The following is an 11,278-nucleotide window of genomic DNA, read 5'->3' as shown; positions in this document are numbered from 1 at the left end:
GTTATGCCACAACCTTTTGCGACTTGGCCAAACACAAAATATTTGATGTGGTTGAGGGGCGTTCAGAAAAGGATTTAGAAGGCTATCTAAACGCACTAGAAGGAAAAGATAAGGTACAGGTAGTCTGTATTGACTTAAGCTCCAGTTACCGCAAGTTAATCAGGCGTTACTTTCCCAATGCAATGATTGTTGCCGATCGCTTTCATGTGATTCGTTTATTGAATCAATTCTGTTTGCAGACTTATCAGCAGATTGATCCTGAAATGAAATATCAGCGAGGTCTCTTGGCCGCATTGAGAACCAATCCCAATAATCTCACTGTAAAGCGACTCAATAAACGAGAACGTTATTTGCAAAAGCAGCCTGTCATTGCCGCACTTTATTACTTTAAACAGCGATTACATCGGTTACTCATGCGAAAACATCGTACCGCAAAGCAGTGTACGCGTTTAATACCTCTCTTTCTTAAACTGGTTGCCAGTCTTAAAGAAAGTCCTTTCGACTCACTAAAGACTCTAGGTAGAACATTATATCAATGGCGGGAAGAAGTGGTTAGAATGTGGCGGTTTACTAAAAATAACGGTATTACGGAAGGGTTCCATCGTAAGATGAAACTCATTCAACGACGTGCTTATGGGTTTAGAAATTTTGAAAATTACAGGTTAAGGGTTAAAGTTTTGTGTTCTTGATTAGTGCCCCCGGAAATGGGGATGAGCCTATTACGGAAGGGTTCCATCGTAAGATGAAACTCATTCAACGACGTGCTTATGGGTTTAGAAATTTTGAAAATTACAGGTTAAGGGTTAAAGTTTTGTGTTCTTGATTAGTGCCCCCGGAAATGGGGATGAGCCACGTTATTGAGAAACCCAAAGAGTAGACCTGCCAGTCAAAATACTCTAAGGGAAAGTCACGTAAGTTTGTAAGTGCGTGATCTAGGTCACGCAAAAGTCACGCAAGGACTTTTGTGTTAAAACAGGTAATCAACGTAACTTATTGATTTTAAAGGTTTAAATTGGTGGGCCCACTAGGACTTGAACCTAGGACCAACGGATTATGAGCCCTTTACGTCAATCTTAACCCATTGATTTTACTATTAATTTTGCCGCGGGAAAATGCTACAAATGGCTTATAATGTCTAACGGTGTCGTACTCAAATACGACGATCTCCCGAAGGGTGATTTTAGTACATTTTGTTTAGAAGTGAACCTGTTCTAATTTCTGAGCAGTATATTTACGTCCTTCTTTGAACACGATAGAGAACTGATCAAAAATTTTTAAATATTGTGAGGCTGCAGGTGATAGTCCGGTTGTTAAATTTAATAATTGTTGATGTTGTTCAGCTAAATCTTTCCAATGCCAAATAGGTTCGTGATGAAAAATGCGATTACGTAAAAATCGAATACGGTTGAGTTCACGAGAAAGAAAAGCACGTGTTCTTTGCCCTTTTGGTAGATATTGAAAAGTGGGCTTGAGTAACTTGGGCCATAAAATTTGGTTGTGTTCATAACGGACATCGAACAAAGATGTCCAGAATCCAAAAGATAATTCAGCCACCACACGGCTGGCTTCAATTGTCTTATTCACTTTTTTCAAATCATCTTTGACCTGAATAATTTGTTTTTGCTCTCTCGCATGCAAAAAAGTTAGATCAAACCAATATTCCGTATCAAAATGTGAACTAATTGCATGATGTAGTGAATTACGCAAGCTAATTTCTAAAATCTGTAACCCAGGATATAGGACTTGGCTGAGCTCAAGATTCCAAGAGTAAGCTATTAACGCGTCTGCTTTACTATTATTGCAAGATGTATGATTCAGATAGCCATCTAGTCGCTCTTGAGAAAAGATGATTGATAGCTCATCAAAAAATAAGTGGTGTGGATCTGACATCGTATTTGCTCTATAATATAGTTACTGTCCCCGGGCAATTCCTATCCCTATCATTTTGATAGGTGATGAATCTGGGGTTTTCTTTTTTATGTTCTCAATTAAATCTAACCTTAGTTAAAGAAAACCACCTTTTGTTAACGACAGAAGTGTTGTCACGAAGCTATCTGGTTGATTATCCTTTAATTCGGCTTTTAAAATCAATGATTATTAATCACTGAGTATCTTATTCATTGGAATAAAACGAAATGATGGACATTCCGTATATCGTTGATAAAAGCCCCGGCTAGGGGCTTCAATAGTTAGAAAAAACATGCGTTTGACCGTCTACTTCTACCGAAAAATAATCGCTTATAAATAGATCACGAGCAAAAGCATCATAATCAAAATAAAACATCAAATTTTCTGGTATAGCAGCATTACTGTAACAATCGTCAAAAATAGCATGGGCGAAATCAACCTCACTGTCATAAGCACCATGATAATTTTCTGCTAAAAGCTTTTCAGCATCTTCAATGGAAGAGTAGCCAACAAGCTCTGCGCCTAATTCACCATGTTTGGCAATGAATGCGGCAAGTTCGGCAACATCATCAATACTATCGTACTCACCGAGCTGAGCGCTACCAAATCCTTCAAAATCATGGATGGCAAATTCCTCAGCGTTTTCAGTTGGACTATCATGCAACATTTCATAAACTTCATTATAAATGCTATCCGCATCCTGATTAGCCTCAATCCATTTACCATGTAGTACACCATTGTTGTAGGAAGCTAAGCATGCAACATAGATTTGTGGTGTGTCCATCGTATTTTCTCCATTTGGTACAGGAGCAATATTCTCACTTGCAGGAGAATACACTCCTGCAAAGGGTTATATTTTTAAATCACTTCTACAATCTTCTTGAGAGTTATGCTGCTATAGCCCATCAAATCATGTAACTTTTGATTAATGTGTCTAATTTGCTTAACATCCTGCAAGGTTAATTGATCACGTAAACCTTGAAGTTCATTAACGCAACTCAGTAAATCAAAAGTAATATGATCTATTCTTGAAGTGACAGGGGTGATGATTGACATGGTTTTCTCTTTATAAAACGGGAAAAAACCAAACCCTATAGGGGAAGTTTTTCCCCAATGGGTTAGTGTTGTGGTAGCTAGCTAATTAATGATTGAAGTGAATTAACGCTGAAAGATAAGCAGCTAATGATAGCCCTACGGTTATCACGGTACCAATGGTCCATCGACGGGATGCTAATAACTCACCACGCTGATCACGTAACTGGGTTTCATGATACTTTGCTATATCCTGCATACGCATATCAAATTCACGGCGTTGTTCAGCAAGCTTTAGATCTTGCTTAGCAAACACTTTTTCAACAGTTTCACTTAACATGCTATCGACCTCTTGCTTACTGTAGAGATTGAAAATGTCTATTTCTGTGAGCGTAGACATAAAGCCTTGCGCTGCGTCAGATTTTACACCTTCTTTTTCCAACAGTTTAGCATACTTTAAGGTGTCGCACTGTATCTGCATCAACAATTTCTCCTAAACGCGTTGCACATAAATTTCTTGCCACAGTTGAGTTGAATCGCCAGATTTTTAATGAACGGATCACCATTCTGCTGTAAATAGCCAAACAGAAAGTAATAATAATTTAAAACTGAGGGTTTTAATGATGTTCCACCCGGGTGGATGGTCAGGGCAGTACTGAAATTCCTGGCTAATGCTCTGCTACAAGATTAAGGAATGAGGGTAGCGATTCACAAGACCTAATGGTTTCACCAGAATTTCGCTGGATCGTCAGTTGTGTTTTTTTGTCATTGTAACGATATGCATTAATAAAAACAACACATTGTGTTAAAAAATTATATTAATAACACAATGTGAAATTTAGATTAATTAAAGAGCTAATCTAACAGGTTTTTCAACTAAAAAATAAATTTTTAAGGTCATCACTTCTATCACTATTGTCACTGTGAAGGTAAAATAAATATGTTACTATCATATAGTGGAGCCGCTCATTGGGATGCTACCTAACAATGCGATCTTATTGCTGTTAACAGGAAGATTTAACTCATGCAATTTACCCAGCGATTAAAAGCCGCATTAAAATTATCCCCGTACCTATGGCCAAAAGATCGAAAAATACGGCTACGGTTGATGGTATCAATCCTTTTATTATTAACGACTATTGCATTAAATATTGGCGTACCCTTGATTTTTAGACAAGTCATAGATGTTATCTCTTCGCCTTCTTCAATTAAATTACTTGCGGTGGTTTTAATGTTGGCCTATGGATTTGCCTGGACCTTCAGCAGAGCCATGAACCAATTATGTATGATCCCTCTGAACCGTGTGATAGAAAGAGGCATGCGCTTATTGTGTCTATCGGTATTTGACCATTTAATGGGGTTATCTTTACGATATCATTCCTCTCGTAAGACAGGCGAAATACTAAGTGTGATTGATCGAGCTCAGTTTGCATTTTGGCCATTTTTTTGCGGATTATTCTTCCTCATTTTACCGACGTTAATTGAAATGATTATTGCAGCTAGCATATTGACGTATCTCTATGGGTTTGCATATGGAATAATTTTAATATTTATTCTGGGCACCTATATGATTTTTAGTGTTTATGGAAGTCAATGGTCAGCGCAGATACAGGAGGTTGCCAATGAGAAATCATCACAAGTCAGCTCTGTTCTTGTAGATAGCCTCTTAAACTATGAAGTAGTTCGATCTTTTGGTACACGAGAATATGAGTATAGACGATGCGATGCATTTCTTGCTGAACGAGAAAATGCAGCCACAAAACAACACAACTCAGCTCAATGGATACATCTTGGACAAGGCATCGTTATGGGAGTTGGCCTGATTATCTTAACTATCTTAAGTGGATCCGGCGTGATGGCTGGAACGCTTAAAATTAGTGATTTTGTATTGATTAATGTGTATTTGTTGCAATTTATGGTGCCACTTGGAAATTTTGGATATGTTTTGCGTGATATAAACGAAGGACTAACCAATTTTGTAGAAGTTGGAAAAATCCTGGAAGAGGAACCCGAGGTGCAAGATGCACATGATGCTGTGCCATTAATTCTAACATCAGGTATGGTTACGTTTGATAATGTTCATTTTGCTTATGACTCAAGGAGAAATATTTTACAGCACGTAAGCTTCAATATACCGGCAAAAAAAACCATAGCTATTGTTGGACCTACTGGTGCAGGCAAATCGACGATCTCAAAATTATTATTTCGTTATTACGATCTATCAGGAGGCCGCATTCTAATTGATGGACAAGATATCAGTCACGTAACACAAACATCTTTGCAATCAGCTATTGGGATTGTTCCTCAGCACACAACACTCTTTAACGATACACTTTATTATAATATTGCTTATGGTCACTTGGACGCGACAGAAAATGATATTCAACAGGCAATCAAGCTTTCTCATCTTGATGAATTTATTGCCTGTTTACCTGATGGTTTAAATACTATGGTTGGTGAACATGGATTAAAATTATCCGGTGGAGAGCGCCAGCGTGTCGCGATTGCGCGGGTTTTACTAAAAAAACCGGCGATTCTTATATTTGATGAAGCAACGGCGTCGTTAGATACAAAAACAGAACAGTTAATTCAAAAAAACATTGAAGAAATATCGCATGATTCTACCACGTTAATTATTGCCCACCGCCTGTCAACAGTAGTTCATGCTGATGAAATTATTGTTCTCGATCATGGAGTTGTTGCCGAAAAAGGAACACATGGACAATTACTTAAACAAGGCGGGCTGTACTCTCAATTATGGAAAAAACAAATACATGAAAATTTAGAGAAAGAAGAATGAGTTGAGTGGTAACGTGATACAACATAGACCTCTAAATTTTCATAATATTTTTTTCATGTAATACCGCTTGTGACTTGGCGGACACTCATCATGAAGCACTTAAATATTTACTAGAAACATCTCATATGCAGCACGAATATGCTATAACAGAACTTATTAAGTTAAGCGATGAACAAGCTATGAGTATTTACATTAAAGAAATTTGTCCTTAAGGTACTGACTGGCGTGTGTGCATGGTTTATTGGAATGATCGGATGAGCATGTGAGTTTTTTACTGTACTTAAAGATTGAGACTAGTTTGAGATTAGATATAATTTTTTCATTGAGGATAAAATGACATTAAAATGTATTATTTTTATCTTTTGTGTACTCGTTACCTCAGTCGGGTATCCTGAAAATAAAATCGAAACTAACTTTTTAAAACAGCCGAACGGTCCTTACGGTGTTGGATTTGAAGATTTTCATTGGATTAATCAAAACGTTTGTCCCGATATAAATTTTAATGGAAAAAACCAAGAGGATTTTAGTCCAAATAATATCAAGCATTGTCATGAGATTATCACACGTATTTATTATCCTACTTTGTCAAAAAAACAATCGCTTTCTCCCTATTATCCGCCATTTGTTAACGCCACGCTGCAGGAAATTCAAGCTCAAGTTCCTAACATACCGAAAAATGAGTTGGAAGCGTTTAAACATGTTAAAAGTTTTTCAGTAGAAAAAGATGAGGTAGTTAAAAACCAACAGTTCCCAGTACTTTTCTTTATTCCAGGCTCAGGCTGGCCATCTGAAATTTATGAAAACTCTATTACCGAGTTAGTCAGTCATGGCTATATTGTAATCGCTATTAGCAGCCCATTTATTAACCTTGTGGAGCTGCCAAATGGTCGTGTCATTGATCCTGCAAAATTACCGCCCAAAAATCCTCAAGAAATAGCAGCTTTGGTACCCTTGCAAAAAAGTGATGTATCTTATATCTATGATGTGATTCAGAATCAACATAATTTGAATATTATTTTTTCTGCGATGGATCTTAACCACATTGGTATATTTGGTCACTCTTTGGGTGGACGGGTTTTAGCAGATGTTTCACACGATCATCCTACCTGGTTTCAAGCAGGAGCTACCCTGGATATCGGTTGGGACGAAACACATCATTCGCGCAATAAATTTACTTTCCCGTTTATGCATGAAATATGTGCCAATAGAAAACTTATATCACCCGAGTTACCTGTTACGTTTGAACTAGGCGATAATAACTACCTGGTCGTGATCGCTCCGAATGAGCAAAATCATACCTATAGTTATCATGCAAATTTTGCAGATTATTCAACACTACAATACATGCCAGCGTTTGATACATTTTTAACCTATGCAAAAGAGCAAAGTATAAAAGAAGGATTTGATGTAAAAATTATGTTGCATGAACTCACTGAGAAAGAGACTGAGCGGCTTATCAAAACAACCTATGTCTTAATTAAAATGAACGGTGAATGGCGCGGTTCTATTTATGTAAACCAAGCAAAACAGACGGATTTTGATGTAAATATTATTGAAGGCCTCCGCATGGCCTTAGACAGTTTATCTAACAAGTCTACTGACAAACTATCAGACGTTGAAGTTGAGCCTATCGTAAAGGAAATAACATTACTTCACAAAATGCTAGCCGCGCCTTTGGGCGAGGGAAATGGTTGGGTAATTACTGATGCCATTAACACCTATCTGGTGGAGTTTTTTGATACTTATCTTAAAAATAAAGAAAACGCGCCCCTTAGCAAATGCATTCCGTTATATAAAGACACCTATATAAAATGTGGGCCTGGTCAAGGTTGATAGGCCCCTAAATCAACTATCCCGGGACCACACTTAAAATAAGTATTTGTTTTGAGCGGTTGACATGTTTGAAAGTTAGTATTTTCATTGTTTTTTAGAAAAGTATCAAAAAATTGCAATAAATTTTCATTGATTGACTCAGTTATTTCCCAGCCATCCCCCTCGCCCAACAGTTGATTAAGTGTTTTATGCAATGAAATCATTATTTCTTTTACGGGGTTAATGTCATTTTCTGATAAATCCTCAGGCTTTTTATGCGGCAAATTATTTAAGCATTCCTCAAGTGTTGGCACCCATCCAATAGTGATGTTTTTAACGTATTGCTTATTTTCATACAAAGCTAATCGCCAAACATCATTTTCTATGTAAAGTACGTAAGTGATGTTTTGATATTGTTCAATCTCAGATTGAGTAGGTTTATGTGAAAGGAATTTCAAATCAAAGCCATTTGCTATACGTAAATTAAGGTATTCTTTTATCGTTTTGAATACAGGTGTACTCTGTATTGTGGATAGGTCTGTAAAACTAGTGTGTGTGCTATAATGCCTGTCATTGTCACTCGGGGCTATTCCAACAAGATAGTTGTTGTCGCCTAGTTCGAAAATGGGCGCTGGGCTTTCGACATCTTTTCTCGTTGAGGCTATTTGATGCATAAAGGGTATATTAAATGATTTTCTAGAGGCTCCTGAAGAGTCCATGCCAATATCAAAAGTTAAGCCCGCACTCAACCAATTCTGGGCGTCATGGCCGACGCTCGAAATTGTTAATCCGCCGATGGAGTGTCCAAAGGCACCTACATGTGATAAATCTATTTTAGAAAAGATGCTGTCAATGCTCTGATTTGTATAAACCTGTTGATATACATATAACAAATCAGATCGTTGAAGTTGCACGAATTGCTTGATTGTATTTGAGTCTACATATGCTGGTTCAACAACATGCTTATTGGGAAGTTCAACTAGATTGATAAAAGGTGAGTTAATGCCAATAACAACATAACCATGGCTGACTAATTCCGTAATAAAATTCTCATACACTTGAGCTGGTAATCCAAAGCCAGGGCTAAATAAAATCATAGGAAATGTCTTATCTTGACTGATCTCTTTTTGACTTACGGCATATGATTGAAGTTCACTTAATTGATTAACTTGATCTACAGGAATGTTGGGGTACTGTTTCAGAAGTCCATCTTGTACAGCTCTTATTTCAGGCTCATAGTAGTTAGAGCCTAAAGACGGTTTTTCGTCTATTGGATAGTACACTCTTGCCATAATTTCATGGCAATGTTTTGTGTTTTCAGCGCTAAAATCATCTTGATTTTTTCCATTAAAATTAAAATCTGGACATATCTGGTGGTTTATCCAATGATAATCTTTGAATCCTATGCCATAACGTCCTGTTGGTTTCATTAAATAGGAGGTTTCTAACAAAGAGATATGCGGTCTGGCGGCATAGCCATAATTGAATAGAAAAAAGCATGAAAATATTGCTAATATGATTTTTTTCATTATAAAGCGCGTATCTGAGTTTAAGGCGTATTTTATATGGGATCTACTAATAAACCAAGTGTCATACTTAACCATTCGATAGCTTTTTTTTTAATGGGTTTTAGTGAACTACTTTCCACAATAAATTTTAGTAATGCTTAATCTCGAGTGCCCGAGTTGATGGCTGATAATCAATCGTACTTTTCTATCAATAGCTTGTTCAATGGTATTCATTTCTTTAAATAATTTTCCTCCTTCCATTGGACAAGCAAAACCAATTTTATGTGGGTCAAAAAACTTTGTTAATTCTCGATATTGTCGTTGAGCAAATGCATGGCGCAGTCCATGTAATTTAGAAACTCCCATTGCCTTTGTTTGTGCTTCATAGTGATTCAAATGTTGTTTGTAACTGCGATCTTTGGGTATAAGTGATTCACCTGGTTTGACTAATGTAGCTATTTTATCTAACCAAATTCTTTGTGCTTGGTTGGTGATTTTTAAAGTACGACCTATACCACCTTTTGTCCAGCTGGGCTTAATGTCTATACTATCGCCTTGATAAGCTTCGCTCACAATAAATTTAATCGATTCTTCGCGACGCAGACCAAAAAGGGATTGTCCCTCCAAAGATAGACGGATATAAGGATCGGTGCACTTTGATAAATCAATTTTGTGGATGGCTTTGTTATATTTAGGAACGTAAGATCTTTTCTCAATGTGATAGGCAGTGTTGTCTGGCTTTACTAAATTCGGATCGTTGAGCATGGCTGCTGTTTTTCTTAATTTTGACATGTAATTTTTGATGGTCCCTGTGTTCTTACCTTGCGATTTCCAGTGCTCCACAAGTTCATAAATGTGTTTTGACTTAATGCCTTTGATGTGTCCAATTTTATACCCCATTTGATGTAAATCTTTTATACAGCGATATAACATATGGCGCATGTCAGCTTGACTAGCAAAGGAGAGTCCTGGAGTATTTTTCACCAGCTCATTGACCGAGAATTTTGCTGAACGAAGTTTTGAGTTACTCATTAAGATAACCCCAGAGTGTACGTCGGGAATGTAATCCCATTTCGCGCATAATGATTTGTTTCGATTGATAAGAAGGGAAAGCTTTTATCAATTCGTTATAAATCATTTTTGCATAGAAAGGACGGTAGCTTTTGGTAGTGGGTGCACCGACTGCTTTGAGTGCTGTGGAGTAATAATGTCGCAAGGGTGCATAACCATGTATTCCAATTAAACTTTTTCCATGCACGCAAAGGCTCTGGAATTCATTGAGAGTAGTGCTTTGCATATCCACCCTTACAGGTATGATCCTATCCCGGCTGTTAGTAGCAATATCACGCGTTATACAAATGGCATATTCTTCTAGGTGCGTTTCTGGATTAATACGCATAGCTTCACTTAAGGTGAGGCCGAAATGGGTTTGCAATTCGTATAGGCATTTTGCTATTGGATTTGATAGGTTAACTCCGATGTGATGAGTGTTGTTTGTTTTTGTTATTTTTTTGTCATGAATGACGCCAAGGCTATGGTTATCTATCCCGTTAATCAGGTGCTTAATATCAGTAAAAAATCGTCGTAGTACCGTTAAGTACTTCATGATAGTAGAGGGGCTCTTTTTTTCTTTCTGCCAATGACAAACTAATTCCCGGATATTTTGTGTGGTGACGCCATACCATTTCGTGGGAACTTTTTCAATATGAAATAAATCGTGAATAACTTTATGCAGCACATAATGTCGATGCTTTTTTGAATGATGGCTGCCGGTATGCACTTGGCGACAGTAATTATCAACGAATTGTCTAAGATGATTTTTTCGCATATACAATACCTTTGAAACTATTTGCCCTGGAAAAGTTTAGTGTTGGTAGAGCGGTCCGCTATGCAGCAGTACCAGGCTTAAAGCCACAAGGCTCAGTTCAGGGGCAAATCAGTCGTGGTAATAAAAACTGAATTGACCTTAATACAGCAAGGTTTTTTAGGTAGTGATCTCCTTATTAGTTATTAAAAGTTAAATTTTTAGGTAATTCCTGAAGACATCAGGTGGTGTTAGATTCCGACTGAGTGTTCCGCCACAAGATTAGGGAATGAGAGTGGCTATGCATAAGACCTATTAAGGTTTCGCCGGATGCTACCAGCTCATCAGTTATGCTCAGAAGCAGATTAACAAAACAGATCGTGTTATACAAGAAATCAGGCGAAAATAAGTGAG

Annotated in this window: 11 protein-coding genes; 4 read left to right on the top strand and 7 right to left on the bottom strand. The window is 37.3% G+C overall.

Annotation, left to right across the window (positions count from 1 at the left end):
• Both Lsan_RS22685 and Lsan_RS23605 read left to right on the top strand, forming a co-directional pair.
• Window positions 1–689, top strand: a 689-nt coding sequence (locus Lsan_RS22685) for an ISL3 family transposase (RefSeq protein ID WP_193392723.1), incomplete at its 5' end; no start/stop codon positions are given.
• A complete protein-coding gene (locus Lsan_RS23605) occupies window positions 680–823 on the top strand; it encodes a transposase (protein ID WP_083505156.1) in 144 nt (47 codons plus the stop codon). The genes Lsan_RS22685 and Lsan_RS23605, both read left to right, overlap by 10 nt.
• A gap of 371 nt (window positions 824–1,194) precedes the next feature.
• Here Lsan_RS23605 and Lsan_RS14700 read toward each other — a convergent pair whose 3' ends face one another.
• The 4 genes from Lsan_RS14700 to Lsan_RS14685 all read right to left on the bottom strand — a co-directional run bounded on the left by Lsan_RS14700 (window position 1,195) and on the right by Lsan_RS14685 (window position 3,421).
• Window positions 1,195–1,890, bottom strand: a complete 696-nt coding sequence (locus tag Lsan_RS14700; protein ID WP_058514888.1) for an Abi family protein — start codon at window positions 1,888–1,890, stop codon at window positions 1,195–1,197.
• 292 nt (window positions 1,891–2,182) lie between these two features.
• Window positions 2,183–2,692, bottom strand: coding sequence for an antirestriction protein ArdA (locus Lsan_RS14695; RefSeq protein ID WP_058514887.1), 510 nt, complete (start codon window positions 2,690–2,692; stop codon window positions 2,183–2,185).
• A gap of 74 nt (window positions 2,693–2,766) precedes the next feature.
• Window positions 2,767–2,964, bottom strand: coding sequence for a hypothetical protein (locus Lsan_RS14690; protein ID WP_058514886.1), 198 nt, complete (start codon window positions 2,962–2,964; stop codon window positions 2,767–2,769).
• A gap of 85 nt (window positions 2,965–3,049) precedes the next feature.
• Window positions 3,050–3,421 (bottom strand): hypothetical protein, encoded by a 372-nt coding sequence (locus Lsan_RS14685; RefSeq protein ID WP_058514885.1) that lies wholly within the window; start codon window positions 3,419–3,421, stop codon window positions 3,050–3,052.
• A 543-nt stretch (window positions 3,422–3,964) separates the two neighbouring features.
• Between Lsan_RS14685 and Lsan_RS14680 the strand changes: the two genes are divergently transcribed.
• Both Lsan_RS14680 and Lsan_RS14675 read left to right on the top strand, forming a co-directional pair.
• Window positions 3,965–5,740: an ABCB family ABC transporter ATP-binding protein/permease gene (locus Lsan_RS14680; protein ID WP_058514884.1), complete on the top strand. Its 1,776-nt coding sequence runs from the start codon at window positions 3,965–3,967 to the stop codon at window positions 5,738–5,740.
• Window positions 5,741–6,073: 333 nt separating this feature from the next.
• Window positions 6,074–7,573 carry an alpha/beta hydrolase gene (locus Lsan_RS14675; protein WP_058514883.1) on the top strand — a complete coding sequence of 500 codons (1,500 nt, stop codon included), beginning with the start codon at window positions 6,074–6,076 and terminating at the stop codon, window positions 7,571–7,573.
• On the opposite strand, the gene Lsan_RS14670 is transcribed toward Lsan_RS14675, so the two are convergent.
• The 3 genes from Lsan_RS14670 to Lsan_RS14660 all read right to left on the bottom strand — a co-directional run bounded on the left by Lsan_RS14670 (window position 7,564) and on the right by Lsan_RS14660 (window position 10,888).
• Entirely contained in the window at window positions 7,564–9,081 is a 1,518-nt protein-coding gene (locus Lsan_RS14670) for an alpha/beta hydrolase (RefSeq protein WP_058514882.1), read from the bottom strand. The genes Lsan_RS14675 and Lsan_RS14670 overlap by 10 nt on opposite strands.
• Window positions 9,082–9,189: 108 nt before the next feature.
• The gene (locus Lsan_RS14665; RefSeq protein ID WP_058514881.1) at window positions 9,190–10,092 is read right to left on the bottom strand and encodes a phage integrase N-terminal domain-containing protein; all 903 of its coding nucleotides are present in this window, start codon (window positions 10,090–10,092) and stop codon (window positions 9,190–9,192) included.
• Window positions 10,085–10,888 (bottom strand): hypothetical protein, encoded by an 804-nt coding sequence (locus Lsan_RS14660; protein WP_058514880.1) that lies wholly within the window; start codon window positions 10,886–10,888, stop codon window positions 10,085–10,087. Before Lsan_RS14660 ends, Lsan_RS14665 begins: the two co-directional genes overlap by 8 nt.
• Window positions 10,889–11,278 lie beyond the last annotated feature (390 nt).

Source organism: Legionella santicrucis (genome assembly GCF_001468135.1).
In the GTDB taxonomy this organism is placed as follows: Bacteria; Pseudomonadota; Gammaproteobacteria; order Legionellales; family Legionellaceae; genus Legionella; species Legionella santicrucis.
Note: the sequence above shows the minus strand (reverse complement) of the source record. Positions and strands in the feature narration are given on the sequence as shown.